Annotated in this window: 24 protein-coding genes; 10 read left to right on the top strand and 14 right to left on the bottom strand. The window is 37.9% G+C overall.

Annotated features, from left to right (window positions below; all coding sequences use genetic code 11):
- Positions 1 to 76 precede the first annotated feature (76 nt).
- Positions 77 to 277 carry a YdcH family protein gene (locus MTT30_RS02210; RefSeq protein ID WP_429800831.1) on the top strand — a complete coding sequence of 67 codons (201 nt, stop codon included), beginning with the start codon at positions 77 to 79 and terminating at the stop codon, positions 275 to 277.
- Positions 278 to 302: 25 nt separating this feature from the next.
- Here MTT30_RS02210 and epsC read toward each other — a convergent pair whose 3' ends face one another.
- From epsC to yajC, 13 genes are all read right to left on the bottom strand, one after another.
- Complete coding sequence (gene epsC / locus MTT30_RS02205; RefSeq protein WP_429800830.1) at positions 303 to 854, bottom strand: serine O-acetyltransferase EpsC; 552 nt, start codon at positions 852 to 854, stop codon at positions 303 to 305.
- Positions 855 to 858: 4 nt separating this feature from the next.
- The gene (cysK, locus tag MTT30_RS02200; RefSeq protein ID WP_429800829.1) at positions 859 to 1,764 is read right to left on the bottom strand and encodes a cysteine synthase A; all 906 of its coding nucleotides are present in this window, start codon (positions 1,762 to 1,764) and stop codon (positions 859 to 861) included.
- Between the two features lie 118 nt (positions 1,765 to 1,882).
- Positions 1,883 to 2,551: an endonuclease III domain-containing protein gene (locus MTT30_RS02195; protein WP_429800828.1), complete on the bottom strand. Its 669-nt coding sequence runs from the start codon at positions 2,549 to 2,551 to the stop codon at positions 1,883 to 1,885.
- The gene (locus MTT30_RS02190) at positions 2,548 to 3,312 is read right to left on the bottom strand and encodes an ATP-binding protein (RefSeq protein WP_429800827.1); all 765 of its coding nucleotides are present in this window, start codon (positions 3,310 to 3,312) and stop codon (positions 2,548 to 2,550) included. The genes MTT30_RS02195 and MTT30_RS02190 overlap by 4 nt, the downstream gene beginning before the upstream one ends.
- Positions 3,309 to 6,254, bottom strand: a complete 2,946-nt coding sequence (gene mfd / locus MTT30_RS02185; protein ID WP_429800826.1) for a transcription-repair coupling factor — start codon at positions 6,252 to 6,254, stop codon at positions 3,309 to 3,311. Before mfd ends, MTT30_RS02190 begins: the two co-directional genes overlap by 4 nt.
- The gene (locus tag MTT30_RS02180) at positions 6,235 to 7,437 is read right to left on the bottom strand and encodes a Mur ligase family protein (RefSeq protein WP_429800825.1); all 1,203 of its coding nucleotides are present in this window, start codon (positions 7,435 to 7,437) and stop codon (positions 6,235 to 6,237) included. The genes mfd and MTT30_RS02180 overlap by 20 nt, the downstream gene beginning before the upstream one ends.
- Positions 7,434 to 9,008, bottom strand: a complete 1,575-nt coding sequence (locus MTT30_RS02175) for a GGDEF domain-containing protein (RefSeq protein WP_429800824.1) — start codon at positions 9,006 to 9,008, stop codon at positions 7,434 to 7,436. Before MTT30_RS02175 ends, MTT30_RS02180 begins: the two co-directional genes overlap by 4 nt.
- On the bottom strand, positions 8,989 to 9,528 hold the full coding sequence (gene lptE / locus MTT30_RS02170; protein ID WP_103649415.1) for an LPS assembly lipoprotein LptE: 540 nt from the start codon (positions 9,526 to 9,528) through the stop codon (positions 8,989 to 8,991). The genes MTT30_RS02175 and lptE overlap by 20 nt, the downstream gene beginning before the upstream one ends.
- 3 nt (positions 9,529 to 9,531) lie before the next feature.
- Positions 9,532 to 11,997, bottom strand: coding sequence for a leucine--tRNA ligase (gene leuS / locus MTT30_RS02165; protein WP_429800823.1), 2,466 nt, complete (start codon positions 11,995 to 11,997; stop codon positions 9,532 to 9,534).
- An 8-nt stretch (positions 11,998 to 12,005) separates the two neighbouring features.
- Entirely contained in the window at positions 12,006 to 12,344 is a 339-nt protein-coding gene (locus MTT30_RS02160) for a DUF6394 family protein (RefSeq protein WP_021090699.1), read from the bottom strand.
- Between the two features lie 9 nt (positions 12,345 to 12,353).
- Positions 12,354 to 13,325: a protein translocase subunit SecF gene (secF, locus tag MTT30_RS02155; protein ID WP_149716350.1), complete on the bottom strand. Its 972-nt coding sequence runs from the start codon at positions 13,323 to 13,325 to the stop codon at positions 12,354 to 12,356.
- A 2-nt stretch (positions 13,326 to 13,327) separates the two neighbouring features.
- Positions 13,328 to 14,908, bottom strand: a complete 1,581-nt coding sequence (gene secD / locus MTT30_RS02150) for a protein translocase subunit SecD (RefSeq protein WP_429800822.1) — start codon at positions 14,906 to 14,908, stop codon at positions 13,328 to 13,330.
- A complete protein-coding gene (gene yajC, locus MTT30_RS02145; protein WP_429800821.1) occupies positions 14,908 to 15,180 on the bottom strand; it encodes a preprotein translocase subunit YajC in 273 nt (90 codons plus the stop codon). Before yajC ends, secD begins: the two co-directional genes overlap by 1 nt.
- Here yajC and MTT30_RS02140 point away from each other — a divergent pair.
- Positions 15,156 to 16,448 (top strand): apolipoprotein N-acyltransferase, encoded by a 1,293-nt coding sequence (locus MTT30_RS02140; RefSeq protein ID WP_429800820.1) that lies wholly within the window; start codon positions 15,156 to 15,158, stop codon positions 16,446 to 16,448. The two genes, yajC and MTT30_RS02140, sit on opposite strands and share 25 nt — an antisense overlap.
- Positions 16,449 to 16,492: 44 nt before the next feature.
- Here the strand turns inward: MTT30_RS02140 and metK are convergent, their stop codons facing one another.
- A complete protein-coding gene (gene metK, locus MTT30_RS02135) occupies positions 16,493 to 17,698 on the bottom strand; it encodes a methionine adenosyltransferase (RefSeq protein WP_429800819.1) in 1,206 nt (401 codons plus the stop codon).
- Between the two features lie 138 nt (positions 17,699 to 17,836).
- Here metK and sstT point away from each other — a divergent pair, with 138 nt between their 5' ends.
- The 8 genes from sstT to smpB all read left to right on the top strand — a co-directional run bounded on the left by sstT (position 17,837) and on the right by smpB (position 25,835).
- Complete coding sequence (gene sstT, locus MTT30_RS02130) at positions 17,837 to 19,204, top strand: serine/threonine transporter SstT (protein WP_429800818.1); 1,368 nt, start codon at positions 17,837 to 17,839, stop codon at positions 19,202 to 19,204.
- Between the two features lie 87 nt (positions 19,205 to 19,291).
- A complete protein-coding gene (locus tag MTT30_RS02125; RefSeq protein WP_429800817.1) occupies positions 19,292 to 21,022 on the top strand; it encodes a M3 family oligoendopeptidase in 1,731 nt (576 codons plus the stop codon).
- Positions 21,016 to 21,465, top strand: a complete 450-nt coding sequence (locus tag MTT30_RS02120; RefSeq protein ID WP_429800816.1) for a hypothetical protein — start codon at positions 21,016 to 21,018, stop codon at positions 21,463 to 21,465. Before MTT30_RS02125 ends, MTT30_RS02120 begins: the two co-directional genes overlap by 7 nt.
- 51 nt (positions 21,466 to 21,516) lie before the next feature.
- Positions 21,517 to 23,586: an ATP-dependent helicase gene (locus tag MTT30_RS02115; protein ID WP_429800815.1), complete on the top strand. Its 2,070-nt coding sequence runs from the start codon at positions 21,517 to 21,519 to the stop codon at positions 23,584 to 23,586.
- The gene (truB, locus tag MTT30_RS02110) at positions 23,583 to 24,404 is read left to right on the top strand and encodes a tRNA pseudouridine(55) synthase TruB (protein ID WP_429800814.1); all 822 of its coding nucleotides are present in this window, start codon (positions 23,583 to 23,585) and stop codon (positions 24,402 to 24,404) included. The genes MTT30_RS02115 and truB overlap by 4 nt, the downstream gene beginning before the upstream one ends.
- Positions 24,398 to 24,628 (top strand): carbon storage regulator CsrA, encoded by a 231-nt coding sequence (gene csrA / locus MTT30_RS02105; protein WP_429800813.1) that lies wholly within the window; start codon positions 24,398 to 24,400, stop codon positions 24,626 to 24,628. The genes truB and csrA overlap by 7 nt, the downstream gene beginning before the upstream one ends.
- Positions 24,625 to 25,368 carry a 4-(cytidine 5'-diphospho)-2-C-methyl-D-erythritol kinase gene (locus MTT30_RS02100; protein WP_429800812.1) on the top strand — a complete coding sequence of 248 codons (744 nt, stop codon included), beginning with the start codon at positions 24,625 to 24,627 and terminating at the stop codon, positions 25,366 to 25,368. Before csrA ends, MTT30_RS02100 begins: the two co-directional genes overlap by 4 nt.
- Before the next feature lie 14 nt (positions 25,369 to 25,382).
- Complete coding sequence (gene smpB / locus MTT30_RS02095; RefSeq protein WP_429801800.1) at positions 25,383 to 25,835, top strand: SsrA-binding protein SmpB; 453 nt, start codon at positions 25,383 to 25,385, stop codon at positions 25,833 to 25,835.
- Positions 25,836 to 25,840 lie beyond the last annotated feature (5 nt).

The following is a 25,840-nucleotide window of genomic DNA, read 5'->3' as shown; positions in this document are numbered from 1 at the left end:
ATGTCTTGGCACCTTTTTTATATCCAAGCATTTACAAAGCCTTGATAAAATTTCTCAAAATTTTATAGGAGCCAATATGTTACATGAATATACAGACCTTATAAATGAGCTAAAGAAAACCGATGCTCGTTTTGCTACTCTTTGCAAAAAACATGATGAGCTAAATAAAAAAATAGACGACAATCTAGTAAAACCATCTGAAATCGATAATTTAAAGAAAGAGAAATTAAAACTAAAAGACGAAATTTATGCTCAAATTTTAAAGTATAAAAAGTAAGAATAAATTTATCTAATCTTTAAGGTTAGATAATAAACTCTGGTTCAAATTTTGTCCCATTTACTCGAACTATTCTTGCTGGTATACCAACCACTGTCGTGTTTGCTGGGACATTTTTTAGCACGACCGAGTTTGCGCCGATCTTGGCATTTTCGCCGATCGTTATGGCACCTAGTATTTTCGCGCCAGCTGCAATAGTCACGCCATTTTTTACAGTCGGATGCCTTTTGCCACACTCTTTTCCAGTGCCTCCAAGTGTTACTTGATGATACATCATCACATCATCACCTATCTCTGCTGTCTCACCGATAACCACACCCATACCATGATCTATGAAAAATCTCCTACCGATCTTTGCGCCTGGGTGGATCTCGATGCCTGTTAAAAATCTTGCAATTTGTGAGATGAGCCTAGCTAGAAAAAAATGCTCTTTTTTATATAGAAAATGAGAAATTTTATGAAACAAAACCGCATGAATACCAGGAGTGTTTATAAGTATTGCCAAAAAGCAACACTTATGTACCGATGGGTCTTTTTCACGAACAGTTTGAACTAGCTCCTTTAGACTCTCCCACATATTTTTATGCTCCGTAAAGCTCTGTGCTTAAGTATCTTTCACCATTATCTGGAGCTATGAAAAGTACTTTTTTGCCAGCGCCAAGTCTTTTAGCTACTCTTTTTGCAGCCACGTAAGCAGCACCACCGCTTATACCTATCATGAGTCCATCACTTTTTGCAATTGCTCTAGCTGCGTTTAGTGCGTCATCGTTGCTTACTTTTTCTACTTCACTAACTAGGCTCATATTCATAGTATTTGGTAAAAATCCGGCTCCAATGCCTTGAATTTTATGCGGTCCTGGGTTGCCACCACTTAAAACCGGCGATGCCTCAGGCTCAACTGCGATGATCTCAGTATCATAGCCCTTTTCTTTTAGAACTTTTGCCACGCCGCTTATCGTGCCACCTGTACCAACGCCAGCTACAAATGCATCAAGCTTACTAAAATCAGCCACAATCTCAGCTGCTGTTGTTAGTTCGTGAGCTTGTGGGTTATACTTGTTTTCAAACTGGCTTAGCATTATGTGATTTGGCTGAGCTGCTAGCTCTGTAACTCTTGCGATCGCTGCTTTCATACCACCAGATGCTGGAGTAAGCTCAAGTTGTGCGCCATAAGCAGCCACTATTTTACGTCTTTCGATGCTCATGCTCTCTGGCATGCAAAGTATCACTTTAAAACCAAGTGCAGCACCACACATCGCTACGCCAATACCAGTATTTCCGCTCGTTGGCTCAACGATCGTATCGCCATGTTTTAGCGTACCGTCAGCTAGCATTTTGGTTATCATATTAAATGCGATCCTATCTTTTACAGAGCCACCTGGATTAAAAAACTCTAATTTTACGTAAATTTCAGCCTCGTCAGCACCTGTTTTAACCTTTACGATAGGTGTATTACCGATCGTTTTTACGATGTTATCGTAGATCATCACTCCTCCTAAAATAAATAAGATAAATTTTGTGTAAATTTAGCACAGAATTTTAAAATAGATTATAAAAAGCCCCAATCTTTGGCAAATTTATAAAGAGTTGTTACATATTAGTAGTTTAATTTTTAATGCTGCTTAATATTTTTTGACCATTTTGGCTTAAAATTTTACCTTTGAAATTCTCTTTACAAAACTCCAAAATAAGAGCGTGGTAGAGTTTTAAAATTTCAACCTCATCAAATTTCTCGCTATCAAGAAATTTATAAATTTCATCATAATCAAGCGAACTAAACCACTCAGCCGCCTCATCGTAGCTCTCAAAAGTATAGTCAAAATACGCCATTATCCTAAGCGCGTAAGCATCAACGACCATATATGGCTTGTCACAAGCATAAGCAAGTATCGCATCGCAAGTCTCGGCTCCAACGCCTTTTACGTTTATTAGCCACTCACGACTTACGTTTTCTTTAAAATTTTCAAAATTATCAAATTCATTTTTTATAGCTAGACAAAGTGTCTTTAGGCGTTTTGCCTTTGTGTTGTAAAAACCACTTGGCTTTATGAGTATGGCAAGCTCACTGTTTTCAAGCGCGCAAATGCCTTGTAGGCTATCTTTACTGGCATTTTTTAGATTATTTAGCGCTTTTTCTACGTTTTTCCAGTTAGTATTTTGCACCAAGATAGCACCCAAAATAACCTCAAAAGTGCCCTCACCTGGCCATTTTAGCTCGTCTAAATTTCTCTTTTTGTGATTTAGCAAAGCTAAAAACAGATCGGTTGATCTCATTTTAAATTTTCTTTAAAAGTTAGATAAAACTGCTTTGCAGTCCTGCCGCTTCTGCTGGCTCTTAGCGTGGCAAAATTTTTAGCAAGAGTGTGAAGCTCATCTTTGTCGCCAGTGTAGTCTTTAAAGTAAAAATCAACCATTTTTAGGTACTCGTCGTAGTTGCCTTGATAAAAGCTGATCCAAAGACCAAAGCGATCTGATAGAGAAATTTTCTCCTGAGCTGCATCGCTGTAGTGGATTTCGCCGTCAATTAGCTCTGAGTTTTCATTTTCGCTTTTAAACTCGCTTATTAGATGTCTGCGGTTTGAAGTGGCGTATAAAAGGACGTTTTTTGGTGGCTTTTGGATAGAGCCATCCATTATAGGCTTTAGAAATTTATACTCATTGCTGCCATTTTCAAAGCTTAGATCGTCACAAAAAATGATAAATTTAAACTCACTTTTTCTGATCTCATCGATGATATCACCAAGGTATTTTAGATCCTCGCAGCCGATCTCTATGATGCGAAGTCCAGCTTTATAAAATTTAGTAAAAACAGCCCTTACAAGGCTTGACTTGCCACATCCTCTCTCGCCCCAAAGAAGCACGTGATTTGCGTCTTTACCTTCTATAAAATTTAGAGTATTTTTTAGTAAAATTTCTTTTTGTTTTTCTAGTCCATAAAGTGAGTCGATATCTACAAAATCAATATCATCAACTGGTTTTAGCATGCTTTTTGTGCTTCTATATATCGCTGCATACTTCACGCCCCAATCTATCACTTCTTATCCTTTCTTAGATAGACCAAAATTTCAGCCAATACATCGTCATCGTCCTTACTACGTGACTTTAGTCTGATCTTCTCATCATCATTTTTTGTTATTAGTATGTTTTGCTCGCTATTTGAGATCATTTTTATGCCAGCTTTTAGAGCTAAAATTTTAATGATGATGACATCTAAAAACTGCTTTGTAAATATATCTATCTTGCCAAATCTATCCTCAAGCTCACTTTGTATCTCATAGACCTCACTCACTTCTTTGCACTTGCTAAGGCGCCTGTAAATTTCAAGCCTTAGTCTATCTTCTCTTATAAATTCTTGATTTAAAAAGGCGCTCACACTAAGCTTTAGATCGATCTTGTCAAGCTTTGCGGAGTCTTGATTTAGCAGCTTGTTTATCTCATCTTCTAGCATTTTTAGATATAGCGAGTAGCCGATAGCCTCGATATGGCCGCTTTGCGCCTCGCCGATGATGTTACCACCACCTCTTATCTCAAGGTCGTGATAGGCTAGCACCGAGCCAGCGCCCAAAAATGAGTTGCCTTCAAGTGCCACAAGACGTTTTAGCGCGTCTTTACTAATGGCATCTTTATCTTCCACCAAAAAGTAGCAGTAAGCCTGCTTGTCGCTTCTACCAACTCGCCCGCGCAGCTGATGCAGGTCAGCCATGCCAAATTTATTGGCATTTTCTACGATTATGGTGTTTGCATTTGGCAAGTGAATGCCGCTTTCAACGATGCTGGTGCAAAGTAGCAAGTCATACTCGCCTCGCTCAAATTTCATCATCTCATCTTCAGCGACTTTTGCATTTACCTTTGAGTGAAGTATCAAAATTCTAAGCTTTGGCAAAATTTTTCTTAGCTCATTTGCTGTCTGCTCAATGTCTGCGATGTGGTTGTGAATATAAAAAATCTGCCCGCCACGTCTTAGCTCACGCATGATCGCCTCTTTGATGACCTTTTCGTCCCACTCTCTCACGCTTGTTCTTACATCCAGCCTTGAGCTTGGCGGAGTGGCTAAAATGCTATATGTTTTTATCTTGCTAAGCGCCATATTTAGACTTCTTGGTATCGGCGTGGCGCTCATACTTAAGATATGTGAGTGCTGAGAAATTTCTTTTAGCTGCTCTTTTTGCTTAACGCCAAATTTATGCTCCTCATCAACGACGATAAGCCCTAAATTTTCAGCCTTTACACCAAGAAGTGCATGTGTACCTACGCAAACTATTGGCTCATTTTCTTTTAGCGCTTTTTGTAGGCTCGCCTTTTCTTTAGCACTTGAGAAGCGATCCAGTCTAAAGACCTTTATGCCAAATTTGCTAAATCTTTGGCTTAGCGTCTTGTAGTGTTGCGAGCTAAGAAGTGTCGTTGGCACGAAGAAAAATGCACTAAAACCTGATTTTATGCAGGTAAATATAGCATTCATCGCAACTTCAGTCTTACCAAAGCCAACGTCTCCACTAAGCAGCCTATCCATCACCTTACCGCTTTTTAGCTCATCTTTTATATCATTTACCGCTTTTTGCTGATCACTCGTATATGAAAAGCCAGCGTCTTGGACAAAATTTAGATAAGAAATGTCTTCTTTTTGCAAAATTTTACCAGCCACAAGCTCTCTTTTTGCCGCCATTGCTACGATCTTTGAAGCGATCGCAAATAGTTTTTCTCTAACCTTTTCTTTTATCTTGGCAAAATTTGCCTTACCCAAGCGATCTAGCACCGCCATAGAGCCATTTTGCGCGATGTAGCGATCGATTAGATTTAGATGCTCTACTGGCAAAAGAAGCTTATCATCATTTTGATAAGCAATGACCACAAATTCCTTCGTAGCACCCAAAACTTTGATCTTTTCAAGTCCTAGAAATTTACCTATACCATAGTCTTCATGCACGACGTAATCATTTACTTTTAACTCGTCTACCACGAGACTTGAACGTTTAACTCGCCTTTTTTTCTCAAATTTATTTAGTGAAACGACTATCTTGTCGCTTGAAGTTATATTTACTACAAGGGACGAAATTTCAAGCTTTACATTTGTAAAGCTATCAAGCTCATAGCCCTTAAAAAGTCCCTCATTTCTTGAAAGAACAGTTATGCTTTTACTCTTATTTAGTTCAAAAAAGTCAAAATTTAAAGTGACTTCAAGATCCTTGAATATCTTTGGCTCAGGCAAAATTTCAATGCCCCTAAATTTCTCCTCAGGCACATCATAAATTCCAAAATCGATCTTTTTAACAAGCTTTGAGTCAAATTCTTTTAAGTAGTCACTAAAACTATCGATCGCCCAAAATCCAAGCGAATTTAGGTCACTCACCAAGGCGTCGCTTTGCATATCCTCGATCTTTTGGCTGACCTTTTCAAACTCGTCTTTGCTCAAATTTGCGATAAATGGCACGATCTCGGCCTCGCTTAACTCGGCTTTATTACTAATTTGCGTGGCAGTGTTGTAGTTTCTTATGCTCTCAACCTCATCACCAAATAGCAAGATCCTAACAGGATCATCCATATTTACGCCGTAAATGTCAATGACTTCGCCACGGATACTAAACTCACCAACGCTCTCAACGATATCTACACACTCATAGCCAAATCGTATAAGCAGATCGGCAAATTCATTTAAGTTTATATTATCTTTTAACTTGACCGTGGAGCTCTCTAAATTTTTTTGCGTTGGAAGTGGATTTAAAAGCGTACTAAATGGACTAATGATAATCTTTTTGCCATCAAATTTATAGTATTTGCTAAGTACTGATGAAATTTCAAAAAGCTCTTCGTTAAAGCTTCTTAAATCATCACCCTTTTTAGCTCTAAAATCAGGCAACCTAAATGCATTAAAACCAGAAAAACTAGCCGCATCCGCACAAAGAGCTGCCTCCTTCTCATCTTCGCAGATGAGAATTTGTGGAGAATTTGCTAAAAGATACTCATAAACCTTTGCTTGCATAATACTCTTTTAAAAAGGCTTCAACTAGATGAAATGAGCCAAAAGCTAGATAAATTTTGCCGTTTATAGCCTCTTTTACGTCGTTCATATCACTTGGCTCAAAGTCTTTATATGAAATTTCTAGCTCATTTAGAGCTTTGTTTATAAGTTCTCCGCCAAGCTCCCTGCCATCGCAGTTATAGTGATATAGTAGCACGTCATCAATAACCGGCTTAAGTGCTGCTAAAACTGCCTTGAAATCTTTATCCAAGAACGAATTATAGACTAAAGTAAGCTTCTTACTGGCAAACTCACCTTGGCTAAATTTCTTAGCCACAGCTTTTGCTCCAAGCTCGTTGTGACCGACATCTACATATAAATTTGAGGCGATCTTTTCGCATCTGCCACGAAGCGATAAAACGCCAAGTTTTTTGATATCTATGCTGTTATCTAAAATTTTAGCTGCGGCGTAGGCTAGAGTTAAATTTGAGCGTAAAAACTCTGGCAGATTAAATTTATCTGCATAGTTTGCGATCTCGTTTAAATTTTCTTTGGTCAAAATTTCTCTTGGAAAGCTTAAAACCGCTTTTTTCTTGCTTGCGATCTCTTTTGCGATAGCCACACTTATCTCGTTCATCTCATCATTTAAAATAGCTCTTTTGCCCATGGCTTCAAATTTCGTACGTGAAATTTCTTCTAAGCTACTACCCAGTATCGCCGTGTGGTCAAAGCCGATCGGAGTAAAGATGCTTAGCTCTTTTTCAAAGACATTTGTCGCATCAAGCACACCACCCATACCAGCTTCGCAGACAAAGTAGTCACAACCCTCAAAGAGTACAGCTGAAAGCAATGTCATATACTCAAAATAGCTCGTTTTTATCTTGTACTCGTCGCTTAAAAGAGCCTGCAAACGCTCATGAGCTGCCTCTAAAATTTCATCGCTAGCAACCTCACCATTTAGCCAAAATCGCTCGTTAAATTTAAATATATGAGGGCTTGTGTAGTGCCCTACTTTTGCGCCATTTTGGCTTAAAATTTGCGCTAAAAAGCGGCCACTGCTACCTTTGCCATTTGTGCCTATTATGTGAATAATCTTAAATGGCTTTATATGCTCTTTTATAGTCGCATACGCTCTAATAATCCTGCCATAGTCAATCTCTTTATAGTAAAGTGGTTTGCCATCAAGAAATTTAGCTAGGTTCATTTTTCCTCGATTATCTTTGGCATTACTTGATTTCTACCATTTTCTTTTGAAAGATAAAGCATCTTATCAGCAGCCTCAAGCGTCATTGTCTCACTTAAATTTGCACTTCTTGTCGCTATACCAGAGCTGATAGTAACTTTGATGCGCTCATTTTTATAGATAAATTTGAAATTTTCTATCATGCTTCTTAGTTTATCTCCAAATTTAACACTATCTTTTAAGCCAGTGCTTGGAAGTAAGATTACAAATTCTTCACCACCATATCTACCAACGAAATCAACCTTTCTAGCATTTTTCTTAAGCACTTGAGCTACCGCTGAAAGAATAACATCTCCAGCCTCATGCCCATAAGTATCGTTTATGCTTTTGAAAAAGTCAATATCAACAAAGCATATAGAGTAATCAGTCCCATAGCGTTTATATGCCTCTTCAATGCGTTGAATCTCGTTCATCAAAGCACGCTTAGTAGATACTTTTGTCAAAAAGTCCTCTTTGCTCTCCAGTTTAGCTTCCTCAAGCTCTTTTTCAAGGCTGTTCACTCTATTTTGAAGCTCTAAGATAGTAGCTTGCCTATTGTGCATCTCGATACCTAGCTCTTTACTCTCGATCTCCAAAGCACCAGCGATCTCAATAAGCATACTTCTTACTTGATCAATGCTATTTGTATTTAAATTTACATTTTTTAGATCATTTTTAATGCTTTTTACTTTATCAGAACTACTTTGTGAACTAACTGCAATATCAGAAATTCTCTCACTTATATTTTGTAAGACATTATTTAGCGAACCAACTTTTTCTATGATCTCCGTTCTATCTTCTTCTATTCTTCGATCAACAAATGCCTTTACCTTTTCTTGAAATTCTTTGCTATTTAAGGTTTTAGGATTTTGCTTCAAAGTACTTCTTATCGTGCTAAGCTCTTCATCAAGATCCTTTGTAATAGAAGGCTCAAGAGTAAGGCTTAAAAGCTGAATCAAAACATCCTCTTCGCCATCTTCATCTTTTTGTGCAAGAAATTTCTCAAGTTCAGAACTCATTGTCTTTAAATCATCAAAATTTCTAACACCATAATATTTCAAAAATTCTAAAAATTCAGTGTCGTAAGAACTAACAAAGTCAAACCATCTAAGGCACATTTCTTCAAGATTTTTCTCATCATATCTTCTAGCGAGCAGTTGCATACTTTGCTCTGCTAAGCTTTTTGCATCTTTATTGTGAAGCATTGAGATAGCTTGGAGAATTCTTCTAGCAAATGCATTTAGTGACTGTAATTTTTTATCGTCAGCCGCAAGTCCTGCTCCTTGTTGAGCACCTCTAGAGAGCCTAGCAGTCATAAAAGCGACAAACTCATCGACCGTCTTTATATGAAGGCTTAGGGCTTGATTTTTATATTCATCACCAAGTCTTGAGATATATTTTTCTATCTTTTTACTCTCTTCTGTAGTAAAGCCGTATTTTTTAGAAATTTCATTATATACTTCAGTGTAATTCTCTGGCGTTAGCATCAAATGGCGATCTTTGATCTCATTTAAGGCTTCCTTGACTATTTGACTAACGGTTACTGCTGCCATTTCTATATCCTTTTACCGCTAAACTTGCGATATACTCATCAAAGGCCTCTTTTGATGCCTCTTTGATAGCTTCGTATTTTTGAGTATCACTAAGAATGCTGTCAGCAAATCTTACATCTTTTTGACGTCTTGCGACACTAAAGTCATACTCGCCAGTGGCTGGAATATCAACCACGCTACCATCTTTAAATTTAGTCTTATAATTTAAGCTTAAATGTGCTTTATACGACGTAATGTAGCCAAACTCATCATAAATAATTGCTTCATAGCTTAAATTATTAACTGAAACTATTATCGAAGTATCAGCACTTTCTTTGCTTGATAAATTTTTATGTAGCCTTGCGACCATACCCTCTTTTACAGCATCCTTTATCCAGACACTATTTTTTGGCTCTTCTTTGCTGATAATCACATCAACGTAAATTTTATCACCCACTAGATCATGTGTGATCTTTGAAACTGGTTTATACCCACACCCGCAGATAAATATCGCAATAAAAAACGCTAAAAAATATCTCAAAATTTATCCTTTAATGACAAAATTTACTAATTTGCCTTTTATATAAATCTCTTTTAAAATTTCTTTTCCTTCAAGCCATTTAGCTACGTTTTGCTTAGCTATGTTTAAAATTTCACTCTCACTCTCACTTGCTGCCACTTCAAACTCAGCTCTTTTCTTACCATTTACTGTAACTGCAAGAGCGATGCTATCTTTTACAAAAACCTCTTCTTTTACGGCTATCTTTGTGAAATTTTTTCTACCAAAAAGCTCTTCACTAAGCTCATTTGCGATATGCGGCACAATAGGCTCAAGTAAATTTAATATAATAAAAAAGCCCTCAGCATTTACATCTTCGTTATCTTGTGCATTTATGGCGTTTAGTGCCTCCATGCAAGCAGCGATTAGTGTGTTAAAAGCAAATGTGTCGCCAAAAACCTCGGTTGATTTTTTAAGCGCTTCATAAATTTTTAGTCTTGCAAATTTCTCATCTTTGTTTAGGCTTTCATGATCTATCTGAGGCAGTTCGTCTATCTTTTTGATAGTTTGTGCCTTCTCCCAAAGCCTATTTAAAAACCTAAATGCGCCTTCAACTGCGCTATCGTTCCACTCAAGCTCTTTTTGAGGAGGCGCTGCAAAAAGGATAAATAGCCTTGCCGTATCAGCACCATATTTATTGATGATATCATCAGGATCTACGACGTTGCCCTTACTTTTGCTCATCTTTTTGCCATCTTTTAAGACCATGCCTTGAGTTAGCAAATTTTCAAATGGCTCATCATCTCTTAGATAGCCCAGATCTCTTAAGACTTTTTGGAAAAATCTAGCGTATAAAAGGTGCAAGATCGCATGCTCGATGCCTCCGATATACTGATCTACATTCATCCAGTAATTCACGCTCTTTTCATCAAGCGCTTTTTGTTCCCAAGTCTTCTCATCGCTTGCAAATCTAGCAAAATACCAGCTACTCTCCACAAACGTATCCATCGTATCAGTCTCTCTGATCGCATCTTGTCCGCATTTTGGACACTTTGTAAATTTCCAAGTTGGATGTTTATCTAAAGGATTGCCCTCGCCTGTGATCTCGACATCTTCAGGTAGCGCGATAGGTAAATTTTCCTCTTTTTCAGGCACTACGCCGCAGCATTTGCAGTGAACTACTGGTATTGGTGCACCCCAATATCTTTGACGAGAAATTCCCCAGTCTCTTAGTTTGTAGTTTGTGATCCTTTTGCCTAAACCATCTTTTTCAAATTTTTCTATTATGAAATTTTTAGCTTCTTCTGAAGTAAGTCCATTTATAAGCTCAGAATTTATAGAAATTCCATACTCAGAGTATGCTTTAGAACCGTCGCTCTCGCCCTCAAGCGGCTTTACTACTGGCTTTATAGGAAGATTAAATTTAGTTGCAAACTCGTAATCTCTTTGATCATGTGCAGGTACAGCCATGATAGCACCACTGCCGTAGTCAGCTAGGATAAAATTTGCAACCCAAACTGGGATTTTTTCATTGGTAAGTGGATGAACGACATAAATTCCTAAAAATTCTCCGTCTTTATCACTTGCTTGACGCTCTCTTGGGCTTTGATTTAGGATTGTTTTTATCTTTGTCTTTTTGTTTTCATCAATTTTATCACTCTCAAGCAATACTTTTACAATAGGATGCTCAGGTGCAAGGGCTGTGTAGCTAACGCCATAAATCGTATCAGCTCTTGTAGTAAACACCTCAAAGCCGTCAAATTTACCACCCAAAGCCTCTTTTGAAGCCTCATCAAGATAAAATTTAAACTCCAAGCCGTAGCTTCTGCCGATCCAGTTTTCTTGCATTGTGATTACTTGATTTGGCCATTTGCCTTCAAGAAGTTTTAGATCATCAAGTAGCTCGCTAGCGTATTTTGTGATGTTAAAGTAATATCCTGGAAGCTCTTTTTGCACCACTTCATTACCACATCTCCAGCATTTACCATCCTCTACCTGCTCATTTGCAAGCACAGTTTGATCGTATTCGCACCAATTTATAATTGCATTTTTTCTATAAACAAGCCCTTTTTCAAACATCTTTATAAAAAAGCTTTGCTCCCACTTTGTGTAAAGTGGGTCAGATGTGGCTAAAATTCTCTTTTTAGAAAATGAAAAACCAAGGCTTGATAGCTCTTTTTTCATATAGTCGATGTTTTCATAAGTCCAAATTTTAGGGTGAATTTTATGTTTTATGGCTGCGTTTTCAGCTGGCATACCAAAGCTATCAAAGCCGATAGGATGAAGCACGTTAAAACCGCTTTTTCTATACGATCTAGCAAGTGCATCACCGATAGAGTAGTTTCTTACATGCCCCATATGTATGCGCCCGCTTGGATACGGAAACATACTTAGGATATATTTTTTTGGCAAGCTTAGGTTATCTTTTGGTTCAAATTCTTCATTTTTATCCCAAATTTCTTGCCATTTTTTTTCTATCTCTAAAGGCTCATATTTTCTCTTTTCAGCCATTTTCTCTCCTAAAATTCTTCTTGAGCTTTACTTGATTCTATTAAAACCAAGGCTAGTGAAAATATATTTGCAATGACTGCGCCAATAGCCAACGAATAGCTAAGTGTTATATTTTCAGAGACTTGCAAAATAACAAAAGCTGGTATAAGGTGTAAATCAGCAACCAGTGAGCTTGCAAAAAGCTCAGCCGAGAGTAAATTTTTAACACCGATCTTAAGTAGCGTTGAAACCAAATTTATACTAGCCGCCACAAAAAGCGCAATCTCATTTTTATCATATAAAAATTCTGCCGTAGTCGTAAGACTCATCAATGCAAAAAATATGTAGATAACTTTTCCCCAGTTCATTATCCCTCCTTACACAACGCCTTTCTCAAACATAGCACGCTCTTTTTCGCGCTCTTTTTTTATCTTTTGCTTTTCAGTCTCTCTACTTCTAAAATGCTCGATGCTAAATTTAAACCAGATAAGAAACGGCGAAGAGATGTAGATCGAACTGATCGTTCCTATGACAATACCAACGATAAGAATAAATGAAAATCCATGTATCATATCTCCACCAAATAAAAATAACACAAGAACTGTCATCATCGTAGTTGCTGAAGTTAGGATAGTTCTTGAAAGCGTAGCAGAAACTGACTCATTGATAACGCCCTCGATATCAGTCCTCTTGCTCTCTTTGATGCCTTCTCTGATCCTATCAAAAATGATGATCGTATCGTTTAGCGAGTAGCCAAGCACTGTTAATACAGCAGCTAGCGTGTCCAAATTTACATCAATGTCAAATAGCGAAATAGCACCGACTGTTATAACTATATCGTGAATTTCAGTTGCGATCGCAGCTAGCGCAAATCTCCACTCAAATCTAAATGTTATATAAAGAAGCACGCCAATTAGTGAAATTCCAAGAGCCATTAAGCCTTTTTGCCTAAGCTCGTCACCAACCTTTGGACCAACGATATCAACACGTCTTACTTCAAAATTTCCAGTATCTTTTAAAATTTGCTTTATCTCAGTACCAATGTCACCAGTTAAATTTGAGCTTGAACCTGAAAATCTAATAACAGCCTCATCTTCGCTTCCAAACTCAGTAACAGAGGCGTTTTTAAGCACTTCATTTGTGCCAAAAGCGTCGCGGATTTTATCAAGTGGCGCTTTGGTGTCGTATTTTAGCTGAATAAGCGTACCGCCAGAGAAATCAATACCGTAGTTTAACCCCTTTGTAGCAAGTAAAACGATAGAGCCAACAAATAAAAATATAGAAAATGCTAGTGAAGCAAATCTAAAACGCATAAAATCATAAACTTTTGCTTTAGTAAAAATTTGCATCATTAGCTCCTTTTATAACCAAACCAAAGTCTGGTATTTCCACTTTTTTCTATCTTATCCATAACAGCATCAAACATACCGTGAGTGCCAAGTATAGCTGTTAGCATCGAAGCCATGATACCTATTGCCATTGTCACAGCAAAACCTTTAACTGGGCCAGTGCCATAAGCATAAAGCACCGCAACTGTGATGATAGTAGTTAAATTTGAGTCGATAATTGCGCTCATAGCGTGCTCATAGCCTTTTTGAACAGCTGTCCTTATCGCTACACCTTCACGCAAAAGCTCACGTATACGTTCATTTATGATGACGTTTGCATCAACAGCCATACCGATCGTTAGCACGATACCAGCCATGCCTGGCAAAGTAAGCGTCGCTCCAAAAAGCGCCATGACAGCAACTAATATAACAACGTCTGCAACTAGTGCGATATTTGCAAAAATCCCAGAAATTCCATAATAAACTAGCATAAATAACACGACTAAGATAGATCCAGCAGCAAGTGCTACCATGCTTTGGTTGATACTCTCTTGTCCCAAAGATGGGCCAACGCTTCTTTTTTCTAGCATCTTAACAGGGGCTAAAAGTGCACCGCTTCTAAGAGCGATCGCTACGTCGTGAGCCTCATCAAGGGTAAAGCCGCCGCTAATCTGACCGCTGCCGCCACCTATTCTTTCATTTATAACAGGAGCTGAATAAACCTTCCCATCAAGCACAATAGCAAGCCTTTTGCCAACATTTGCGCCAGTAAAATCACCAAAAATTCTAGCGCCTTCTGAGTTAAGAGTGAAATTTATGATCGGTAGGTTATTTTGCTGAGAAAATGCAACCTTTGCATCAGTTAGCATAGAACCGTCAAGTACTGGAATATTTTTAACGACATATTTCACGCGGTCATTTTTAGCATCTTTAAAGATCACATCGCCGTAGCTCTCAGCTTCAACCTCGCTCATTGTATTAGCCTGATCTTGTCTTTTATCATCAACTGCCATAAGCTGCAAGTGAGCAGCCTTTGCGATGAGATCTCTTGCTCTTTGCTCATCCTCTTCAGTCTTTATACCAGGAAGCTCAACTAGGATATTGTCTTTGCCCTGTCTGGCAACAGTTGGCTCAGCTAGACCAAACTGATCGAGTCTGTTTCTAATAGTTTCAACAGCTTGCGAGATCGCATACTCGATCGTATCCGCTCTTTCTTGTTCGGTTAAAGATATGCTGTAATTTAAACCATCTTTTTTGATATCAAGCCCCTTTATCTCGGCTAGTGCTTTATCTACTTTTGGAGCTTCGTCGCCATCAAGAAGAGTAAAGTCAATGTTCTCTTCTTTAATCTTAAATTTATCAATTAATACATCTTCTTTTTTAGCATAATAATTTATACTTCCAGCTATTGATTTTATTTTTGAGTGGATAGCTTCGCTCGTTTCAACACCAAGCAGCATATGAAGGCCGCCTTGAAGATCAAGGCCAAGTGAAATTTTAGCCCCATTTTGAGTCTGAAAAAAAGATGGCACCGAAAAGCCAAAACCAAAAATTAAGGCTAATATTAAGATAATTAGCCTATATGTGACTCTTGCGTTACGCATTATTTATCTTCGATCTTTTTAGCTACAAACTCACGTGCTACACGAACAATTACATCATCGTTAAGTTTAACTTTGATAAAATCATTTTCGGCTTTAATCACTTCGCAGATAAGTCCGCCATTAGTTATTATCTTATCACCTTTATCAAGAGCTGCGAGCATTGCTGCATGGGCTTTTTGTTGTTTTTGTTGAGGTCTAATAACCAAAAAGTAAAATATGGCGAAAAGCACAACAAGAGGTAGTAATGATGTTAAAAAATCAGCGTTTTGCATGGATTTCCTTATTTGTAAGATTTTTAAATGGGCATTTTAGCACTAAAATTATAATAAAAGCCTTTGTCGGTGCTTTTTTGCTTTCCAACTTTATTTTTTTAAGCCTCTTCGAGAATTTGCTCTTAAATTTCATCTCACCGTTTCTAACTTTGACTGGAATTTACATCATCATAAATTTAAGCAGAGCTGGTTTTTTCGCAGCTGGATTTTTCACAGGAATTTTGTGGTTTTATTGGATCAGCTTTAGTTTTATCTACTATGAGCTCGTTTGGCTTATACCGTTTGTCATTCTCTTTGTAGCATTTGTTTACGGATTTATGTTTTGGATAGCCTCTTTCCCAAGTTTTGTAGCACTTAGAGCCATTTTGCTATTTTTAGCAAGCTACGTTCATCCATTCGGCTTTAACTGGTTTAATCTCGAGGCCACACTTGTTGTAGGAGCTTTTGAGCCAAGCACAAGAGGGCTTATATTTATATTTTTAGCAGCCATTTCTTTGAGTTTAAAAAGCAAAATTTTAAAATTTATCCTAGCTTTTATCTGCCTGATCGCCGCTTTGCAGTTTAAAGGTGGTGAGGCAAAGACTTTGCCATTTGACGTGGAGCTAATAAACACCGATGTCGCTCAAAGGGTGCGCTGGGATAAAAGCTTACGCATGGAATTTACAAATGAAAATTTAGACTTAATAAATAACGCCATAGCCGAGCAAAAGCGTCTCATCGTGCTGCCTGAAAGCGCGTTTCCACTATTTATGACAAATGAGCCACTACTTGTTGATGAGCTAAAAGAGCTTTCAAAAAAGATAACCATCGTAGCTGGCGCGCTTGCCTATGAAAATAAGCAAATTTATAACTCTGCATTTTTGTTTCAAGATGGTGGTCTAAGGCGAATGGATAAGAAATTTTTAGTGCCATTTGGAGAAGAAATTCCTTTGCCAAAATTTATGCAAGATGCGGTTAATAAGCTATTTTTTGGCGGAGCTAGCGACTTTAAAAAGGCTGAAAAATTTAGCGACTATGAGATAGACGGAGTTAAAATTAGAAACGCTATCTGCTATGAGGCGACAAGAGAAGAGCTTTATAAGGGTGAATTTGATGTGGTTGTGGCTATCACAAATAACGGCTGGTTTGTGCCAAGTAGCGAACCTGTGCTTCAAAAGTTGCTTATAAAACACCTTGCCACAAAATACAATAAAGTCGTCTATCACAGCGTAAATGGCTCAAAAAGCGAGATCATAAAGCCTAAAAAAGCGTTTTGGGATGAGTTTTAAAAAGAGAGATTTAAAGTGGCTTTTGAATAAAGCCACTTTTTTGATTATTTTTTTAGTAAAGCTTTGAAAGTATCGACAGCGTCAAGCTTTTCCCAAGGGTATTTTGCATTTCCCACTTGACCTTTTGCAGCTACCTTTGCGTATAAAAATGTATCTTTGCTTGGCTTATCAAGTCCAAATTTATTTGTTATCCAGCGAGGAGTTAGAGAAAAATGCTCACTTACAAAATTTGAAAGCATATCGTCATTTACGCTGTTTGCGTGAGTTCCCATGGTATCAACACTAACTGAAGTTGGCTTTGCAACGCCGATAGCGTAGCTTATCTGAACGATACATTTTTTAGCAAGACCAGCTGCGACAATATTTTTAGCTATCCAGCGCGCTGCGTAAAGTCCGCTGCGATCAACCTTTGTGTAGTCCTTGCTTGACTGAGCACCACCGCCTATTGGACTATATCCACCAAAGCTATCAACGATTAGTTTTCTACCTGTTAGACCGCTATCGTGAAGTGAGCTATGGTTTACATATCTACCTGTTGGGTTTATGTAAATGATCGTTTTTTCTTTATTATATAGCTCTTTTGGAAGGCCAGTTTCGTCTATTAAATTTTGAATCAAAGCGCGAAGCTCTTCTATCTTCATACTTTCCGTGCAAGGTGCAGAGACAACGATAGTGTGGATACTTTGAGGTTTGCAGTTTTCAAAGTTGTCTTTGCTACCATAGTCAATCGTAACTTGTGTTTTTATGTCAACACCAAGCTTATCAGGATTTGCCTTGGCAAATTTATAGACTTTTTCGCAAAGCATTCTTGCATAAGTTATAGCTGCTGGCATAAATTCTTTCGCTTCGCAGCTTGCAAAACCAAACATAATGCCTTGATCCCCTGCTCCAATCTCTCCGTCGCTTTGATCAACACCTTGATTTATATCTGGGCTTTGTTGATTTAAGCAGACTTTGACCTCGATATCATCTGGATGCAAGCACTGCTCTTTTGTAAATTTGCTTTTTCCGTCATACCCGATATGAGCAAGAGCGTCTTTTACGATCTTTTCGTAATCTTTAAAGGAGAGTTTTACTTTTGAGTTTATCTCTCCGCCTATTACTATGTTTTTTCCAGCCACAAAAACTTCACTTGCAACACGGCCATTTGGATCTTGTGTTAAAATGGTGTCAACAATACTATCAGCAATTATATCAGCACATTTATCTGGATGACCTGGACTTACAACCTCAGAAGTAAATAGATACATTTTTGTCCTTTTTTCTTGACTAAATTTTGTGCAATTGTAACAAATCTATTTAAAAGGCTAATTAATCTTTATTAAATTCTTTATATTTAAAAATTGTTTAGCTAAAATCAACAAAAAACTAATTTATTAAGGTGTCAAATGAATATGCTTAAAAACATAGCAAGAAGATACGCCGATGGAAATTTGATAGTTCAAATTTTAGTTGGTATCATCCTAGGTGCCCTAGTTGGCTTTTACACACACTACGAAACAGCTCCTTACAACAATATTTCAGCTAAAATTCAAACTATTCAAAACGAGAGTGGTTTGAGCGTAGATGAAGTTATAAAAACTCGCCTTAGTCAGGATGAAGCCAAGCAGCTAAACGAAGCCAAAGAAAAAGCTAGCTCAGCCGATTCTATAGCAGCTTCTGCTTCAGTTTTAGGCGATTTATTCAAAGGTGCTTTAAAAGCTATCGCACCAATTCTTGTCTTTGTTTTAGTGGCAACATCCATCATTTTAAGAGATTTTGGCCATACAAAAGGTATGCAAAAGATCATTACACTCTATCTAATTGGTACATTTTTAGCAGCTGTTGTTGCAGTTGTTGCTAGTTTCTTATTTCCAGTGGAGCTTTCTTTAAAAGGTCTTGCAAGTGCTGATATGTCAGCGCCTCAAGGGATTACCAATGTTTTAAAAGATCTCATTTATAAAATGGTTGAAAACCCAATAAATGCTTTAGCCAATGGTAACTATATAGGTATTATCACTTGGGCAGTTGGTAGTGGTATCGCACTTAGAAACTCCACAGCCGAGACCAAAAAAGTATTTAAAGACATAAGCGATGGTGTGACTCATATCGTTAAATTTATCATTAGACTAGCTCCATTTGGTATCTTTGGTATGGTTACTATCAGCATTCATGAAACTGGATTTGAAGTACTTGCAGGATATCTAAAACTGATCTTAGTTCTTGTTGGGGCAATGCTTGTTGTCGCATTTATCATCTATCCAGCGATGGTTTTTGTATTAACCAGGAAAAATCCTTATCCGCTTGTCATGATCTGCCTAAAAGAGAGTGCTATTTCGGCATTTTTTACAAGAAGCTCAGCTGCAAATATCCCTGTAAATATGGCGCTTTGCAAAAAGCTTGGTCTAAAAGAGGAGCTTTACTCGATCTCGATCCCACTAGGTGCCACCATAAACATGGGTGGCGCAGCAGTTACGATCAGTATTCTAGCGCTCACAGCGGTAAATTCTATCCCATCTATCACAGTTACATTTGGCGATGCGCTACTTCTTTGCTTCATCTCAGCTCTTGGTGCATGCGGTGCATCTGGCGTGGCTGGAGGCTCACTTCTTTTAGTGCCATTAGCATGCGGTCTTTTTGGTATCAGCAACGATATCGCTATGCAGTTTGTAACAGTTGGCTTTACGATTGGTGTCATCCAAGACTCAGTTGAAACTGCGCTAAATAGCTCATCAGACGTGCTTTTTACAGCCGTAGCCTCAGAGACGTCAAACTAATACTCATAAAATTTCAGCTAAATTTTGGCTGAAATTTTACTTTTATCCATTTTTTTGTAAAATGTCCCAAAAATTTAAAGGATAAATATGCAAATTTGGGATCTAAAAGCACTTTTTGCAAACGAAAAAGAGTGCGAGCAAAACGCACTAAATTTACAAAAAGAGTGCGAGAAATTTAAAGATAAATACCTTGAAAAATATGAAAATTTAAAAACAGACCAGTTTTTAAAGGCATTTGGCGAATATGAAAGCTTGATAGCTAAAATTTCAAAAGTAATGACATACGCTTTTTTAAATTTTGCCAAAGATACAAGCAAGGGTGCATTCTATGCAAAGATCGATGAGATCGCGACAAAAGCAAATGAAAATTTGATATTTTTTGAGATCAAATTTAATGAATTTGCCCCTAAAAAACAAGAAGAGATCATCAAAAGCTCTAAAAAATATGGCTACTATCTAAGCAACCTCGCCAAAGCAAAACCGCACCAACTTAGCGTTGCCGAAGAGAGAGTGCTACTTCGCACGGCAAGCACCGGAGCCGAGGGTTTTTCAAGGCTTTTTGATGAGAGTATGAGCAAGATGAGGTTTAAATTTAAAGGCGAGCTTTTAAATGAAGAGGAAATTTTAGCCAAGCTTCATGAGAGCGACCAAAGCGTGCGAAAACTGGCCGCCAAAAGCCTCTCTAGCGAGCTTAGCAAACACCAGCACCTTCTTGGCTACATATATAATATGATAAAAACCGATCTAAAAACGAGCTGCGAGCTGCGAAATTTCAAGCTTCCTGAAGAGCCAAGACACCTTGAAAATCAAATCACCAAAAAAAGCGTTGATTCGCTCATCACTGTAACTGAGAAAAATTTTGACCTAGTCTCTAAATTTTACGAGCGCAAAAGAGAAATTTTAGGCCTAAAAAAGCTCTATGACTACGATAGATACGCGCCTCTTAGTAGCGAGGGGGAGTATAAATTTGATGAGTGCAAAAAGATAGTTTTAAAGGCATTTTCAAATTTCTCAAGCGAATTTGGTAAGATCGCTAAAAGTGCCTTTAATGACGGCTGGATCGACGTTTATCCAGCGCCAAACAAACGAGGTGGGGCATTTTCTCACTCAGGATCAAGCGATACACACCCTTATGTTTTGCTAAATCACACAAACCAGCGAAGAGACCTTTTCACGCTAGCTCACGAGCTTGGCCACGCCGTGCATCAAAAGCTATCATATAGTGTAAGCTACCTAAACTCAGACACTCCGCTAACCACGGCTGAGACGGCTTCAGTCTTTTGCGAGATGTTAGTTTTTGACCACATAAAAGACGGCCTTAGTAAAAAAGAGAAAATTTCACTGCTTGCTGGCAAGATTGAGGATATATTTGCCACGCTTTACCGCCAGATAAATTTCACCACCTTTGAAAGGGCCGTGCACGCGCACGAGGGCGAGATCAGCCTAGATGAACTAAATAAAATTTGGCTAAGAGAGAGCAAAAAGATGTTTGGCAAAAGCGTCACGCTAAACGACTACTACAAAATTTGGTGGAGCTATATCCCGCACTTCATCCACACTCCATTTTACTGCTACGCCTACTCTTACGCGCAGCTTCTTGTGCTTGCACTTTTTGGGCTTTATAAAAGCGGCAAATGCAAAAATTTTGTTGAAATTTACACCGAGTTTTTGAGCCTTGGCGGCAGCCTTAGTCCAAAGGAGCTTGTGGCTAAATTTGGCTTTGATATCGATGATAAAAATTTCTGGCGGATAGGCATAAATGAAGTTAAAAAGCTAGTAGATGAATTTTTAGAAATTTCAAAAGGAATGAGATGTTAGATGAAATTTTAGACGATGAGAAATTTGCGCTTTTGATGAAGATGCACGTTTATGAGTGCATTGATTTTTTGCTTGAAAAAGGGGTAAATTTCTCAGTTGTGGCAAATTTGCCGCTAGTTAGCTTTGAGCCTAGCTTGCCAGATGAGATAAGTAGAAGCTTTAATATGCCAGTCATTATGTTTTCACTTGGTGGCTATACGCTTGAGAGTGCAAAGTTAACGCAAGATGAGCTTAGCTTTGAGGCTGGCTTTGGTAGTGAAAATTTTGCCTCAGTGGTCTCTTTCCCACTTGGTGCAGTGGTTCAAATTTTGGTTGAAAATAGCCCGATCCTTGTAAATTTCTCTATCTACAAGCCAAAAGAGAAGCAAGCGGACCACACAAAAAAATCGGTTTCAGTCTTTTTGCAAAATCCTAAAAATAAAGATATATTTAAGAAAAAATAGTAATTTTAAGCATTTTTAGCTAAAATCAAAAGAAAATTTAAAAAGCAAAAAATGGAAAAATTACTATCAAATTTAAACGAAGCCCAGCGCGAAGCAGCTACTCATATAGATGGTCCGATGCTCATACTTGCAGGAGCTGGTAGCGGCAAGACAAAGACCATCACAACTAGGCTTGCCTACCTCATCGGCGAGGTCGGCATAGACGCGGCAAATACACTAACTCTTACTTTTACAAACAAAGCTGCCAACGAAATGCGCAGTAGAGCTATGGCGATGCTAAGCCAAAGTGGCAAAAACTACTCGCCACTACTTTGCACATTTCATAAATTTGGACTCTTATTTTTAAAACTCTATATAGAAAAGCTTGGCAGAAAAAACAACTTCGTCATAATCGACACAGATGATAAAAAACGCATCATCAAAAGCTTTGAAAGTCCAGTTGCCACGGCAATACTCTCAAGTGAAATTTCAAACTATAAAAACTCGCTTTTAAGCGTCGAAGAGGTCTATAAAAACGCAAATTTCTCTTCATTTGATAAAAGCAAGGATAACTTTTACAAACAAGCAGCACAAATTTATGAAAAATATGAAGATTATCTCAAAACAAATAATCTTGTTGATTTTGATGATCTGCTTGGGCTTACATATAAAATTTTAGATGAAAACGAAGATCTTGCTAGAGAAATTTCAAACCGCTACAAATACATAATGGTCGATGAGTATCAAGATACAAACGACCTTCAGTATAAACTGCTAAAAAAGCTCTGTCTATGCCACGAAAACATCTGCGTCGTGGGCGATGATGATCAAAGCATCTACGGCTGGCGTGGCGCGAAAATAGATAATATCTTAAATTTTAAAGATCAGTTTAAAGATGTAAAGATCATTAGACTTGAGAAGAACTACCGCTCGAGCGAGGCAATACTAAAAGCCGCAAATGAGCTGATAGATCATAACCGCAACCGCCTTGGCAAGAAGCTAGTGGGCACAAAAGGCGAAGGCGAGGCCGTAAATTTGATAGAGAGCTTTGATGAGAGCGTTGAGGCTGGCAAGATCGCAAAATACATAAAAGAGCTTTTAAGCAAAGGTGTGCAGGCAAAAGATATCGCGATCTTATACCGCATAAACGCGCTCTCTCGTTCGCTTGAAGATGGACTAAACAAAGAGCAGATCGCCTATAAAATGGTTGGCGGCGTTAAATTTTATGAAAGAGCCGAGATCAAAGATATCATAAGCTACTTAAGACTGATAAACAATCCAAACGATGACTTTTCAATAAGGCGCATCATCAATCGCCCAAAACGAGGGCTAGGCAAAGTGAGTCTTGATAAGCTTGAAAAAATGGCATTTGAAGGCAAAATTTCCATTTACGAGGCGATCTCAAACATCTCTGATAACGACGAAGCCTTTAGCAAAAAGGTGAGATCAGCTCTTGTTGAGTTTGCAAACAATCTAAAAGAGCTTCAAGAAAGCAGCTCAGTTTTTGACCTAATAGATAAATTTGAAGCTAAATTTGGCGTGAAAAAATACTACGAGAGCTTGCCAGATGGTGCTGAAAGAGCGGCGAACATCGACGAGTTTTACGCTGTTTTAAAAGATCAGATCAAGCAAAATCCAAGCTTTGATCTGGAAGAGTTTTTAAACGAAATCACGCTGACAAGTGAGCAAGACGGCATTAGCGATGAGGCTATTAGTATCATGAGCGTGCATGCGAGCAAGGGACTTGAGTTTGAGCACCTTTTTGTGATCGGTCTTGAAGAGGGATTTTTTCCACTCATTGGCGACGGCAGCGATATCGAAGAAGAACGCAGGCTTGCATACGTGGCGATCACAAGAGCCAAAAAGACACTTAGTCTAAGCTTTGCAAACTCACGCTTTTACAAGGGTCAGCGAACAAGACTAAATAAAAGTAGATTTTTAAGCGAGAGTGGCATCACGCATGGCTCGCTAGTCATCGAGCAGAGCAATGAATTTAAAAAAGGTGACCTTGTTAAGCATAAAATTTTTGGTATCGGCAGGGTGAGCGCTGTCAGTAAGATCAAAAAAGAGTTTAAACTAACTATAAATTTTGGTGGCAACGTAAGAGAGATCATGTCAAGCTTTGTGGAAAAAGCTGTATGAACGCCATTTTCGTGGCAAATAAGCCAGCTGGCATGAGCTCAAACCACTTTTTAGGACGACTAAAGAGAAAATACGGCGTTAAAAAGGCTGGATTTTCGGGCACGCTTGATCCATTTGCAAGCGGCTGCCTAATAGTCGCTTTTGGCTCGTATACGAAATTTTTTAGATTTTTAGATAAAAGTCCAAAAGTCTATGAAGCTACGATCTGGCTTGGGGCGAGTAGTCCAAGCATGGATAATGAAAATATCACTGAAATTTCAAATGTAAAAGAGCTAAATTTAGAAAAACTTGAAGCCATAAGAAGTGAGCTGACTGGCAAGATAAGCTACATCCCGCCAAAATTTAGCGCCAAGCATGTAAATGGTACAAGAGCCTACAAGCTAGCTAGAAACGGCGAAGAATTTGAGCTAAAGACAGAAACGATGGAAATTTTTGATAGCCAAATTTTAAACTACTCGCACCCATTTTTAACTATCCGTCTAAGTGTAAGCGAAGGAAGTTATATCCGTTCGTATGCAGAAATTTTTGGAAAAAAGCTTGGTTATAATGTAACTTTAAGCTCATTAAAAAGGACAAGTGAAGGCAAATTTTGCTACGAAAATGAAAAATTTTTGAATATTTGTGATTTTTTAAACATTCAGAAAAATACATATCTTGGGGATATAAACGATATTCTTGATGGTAAGAAATTAAAAATTAACGATTTTGAAACACAAAAGCAAGGAATTTATTTGCTAAATTATGATAAATTTATGAGCGTAATCCAAATCACGGATGATACTATAAATTACACTCTAAATAAGGTTGAAAAATGTTAATCCTAGCAAGAAAAGAAAATGAAGAAATTTTAATAGGAAATGACATAAAAGTCGTCATAGTAAATATTTCAAAAAACACTGTTAAGCTCGGTATCGAAGCGCCACGAAATACAATGATACTAAGAAGCGAACTAGCAAATGATATCAAAAATGAAAATATCCATGCCACAAAGACTACAAGCGAAGCCGATATTCATGAGCTAGCTAAAAAAATCGAGAAATGAAAAGCTTTGCAAAGATAAATATATTTTTAAAGATAGTTGGTACTAGAGGCAGCTACCACGAAATTTTATCGCGCTTTATCCTCTGTGAGCAGCTTTTTGACGAAATTTATTTTAAAAAGTCAAATTCATTTGCTATAGAATGCAACAACCACGATATAAAAGATAACATCATTCAAAAAGCGATAGATGAGCTAAAAAGAGCCGGCTTTTCAAACGAGCTTGACGAGTTTTTTAGCTCTCATAAAATCATCATCAACAAAAATATCCCAATTGGTGCGGGCCTTGGTGGAGGTAGTTCAAATGCCGCCACCTTTTTGCTAATGATAAATGATGAGCTAAATTTAAATATAAAACATGAAAATTTGATGCAAATAGCGTCTAAAATCGGTGCGGATATCGCTTTTTTCATAAGTGGCTACAAGGCAGCAAATGTGAGCGGCATAGGCGAGATCATAGAAGAATTTGATGATGAAGTGCCCAATTTAAATATCTTCACACCAAATGTTTTTTGCTCTACACCGGCGGTTTATCAAGAATTTAGAAGCAATTTCTTACAATACATAAACGTTAATACTGCAAAAAAGATGCAAAATTTAAAGAGCAAAGAGCTACTTGAAATTTATAAAAACGGGGAGTTAAACGATCTTTTTGCCCCATGCTTTAAGCTCTATCCACAAATGAATGAGTTTAAAGATAAATTTCTAAGTGGTAGCGGTAGTAGCGTATTTAGCGTAAAATAAAAGGTAAAACTTTGATAAAAGATATGGCAAAAAACAAAAAAGCTTTGCATGACTTTAGCATACTTGAAACCTTTGAAGCTGGCATCGTTTTAAAAGGCAGTGAGGTCAAGGCTCTAAGGGCTGGCAGAGCAAATTTAAAAGATAGCTTTGTGCGCGTCATAAAGGGCGAACTTTTCTTACTAAACGCCCACATTAGCTATCTTGAGACTACACATAGCGCATTTCGTCCAAATGAGCGAGCAGCCAGAAAACTTTTGATGCATAGAAAGCAGATCGATAAAATTTTTGGTCAAGTCTCACAAGATGGACTAGCACTGGTTGTTTTAGCACTTTATCTAAGCGATAAAAACATCGTAAAAGCAAGACTAGCCCTTGCAAAAGGTAAAAATTTACACGACAAGCGTGAGACTTTTAAAAGACGCGAGGCAGACAAAGAGGCAAGAGCTGCCATAAAAAGATATGTTTAAGGGAT

This window comes from Campylobacter concisus, assembly GCF_050447445.1.
In the GTDB taxonomy this organism is placed as follows: Bacteria; Campylobacterota; Campylobacteria; order Campylobacterales; family Campylobacteraceae; genus Campylobacter_A; species Campylobacter_A concisus_BI.
This window is presented reverse-complemented; position numbering and strand designations above follow the sequence as displayed.